The organism is Desulfovibrio sp. OH1186_COT-070 (assembly GCF_003860215.1).
GTDB lineage: Bacteria > Desulfobacterota > Desulfovibrionia > Desulfovibrionales > Desulfovibrionaceae > Desulfovibrio.
This window is the reverse complement of the sequence record NZ_RQYH01000120.1, coordinates 1-762: the sequence shown is the minus strand read 5'-3', so window position 1 is coordinate 762 and position 762 is coordinate 1. Positions and strand designations below refer to the sequence as shown.

Annotated in this window: 1 rRNA gene; it reads right to left on the bottom strand. The window is 49.9% G+C overall.

The features are described from left to right. Positions 1 to 762, bottom strand: a 23S ribosomal RNA gene (locus EII23_RS12145); the annotation flags it as partial.

Genomic DNA, 762 nt, shown 5'->3' with positions numbered 1-762 from the left:
ATTCGTAGCTTCGCCGAAGCTAACCACTCCTCTTAACCTTCCAGCACCGGGCAGGCGTCACCCCCTATACATCATCTTACGATTTAGCAGAGAGCTGTGTTTTTGATAAACAGTTGCTTGGGCCTATTCACTGCGGCTGACTCTAAGCCAGCGCCCCTTCTCCCGAAGTTACGGGGCCATTTTGCCGAGTTCCTTAACGAGAGTTCTCTCGCTCACCTGAGGCTACTCGCCTCGACTACCTGTGTCGGTTTGCGGTACGGGTAGAGTATAATTAACGCTAGAAGCTTTTCTTGGCAGTGTGACATCACTAACTTCGCTACTTAACTTCGCTCCCCATCACAGCTCAATGTTATAGATATAAGCATTTGACTCATATCACACCTCACTGCTTAGACGTGCTCTTCCAATCGCACGCTTTAGTTAGCCTACTGCGTCCCTCCTTCACTATATACTCTAGTACAGGAATATCAACCTGTTGGCCATCGGATACACCTTTCGGTCTCTCCTTAGGTCCCGACTAACCCAGGGCGGACGAGCCTTCCCCTGGAAACCTTAGTCTTACGGTGGACAGGATTCTCACCTGTCTTTCGCTACTCATACCGGCATTCTCACTTCTATGCGTTCCAGCGCTCCTCACGGTACACCTTCTTCACACATAGAACGCTCTCCTACCATACCTAAAAGGTATCCACAGCTTCGGTAATATGTTTTAGCCCCGGTACATTTTCGGCGCAGGGTCACTCGACTAGTGAGCTATTACGC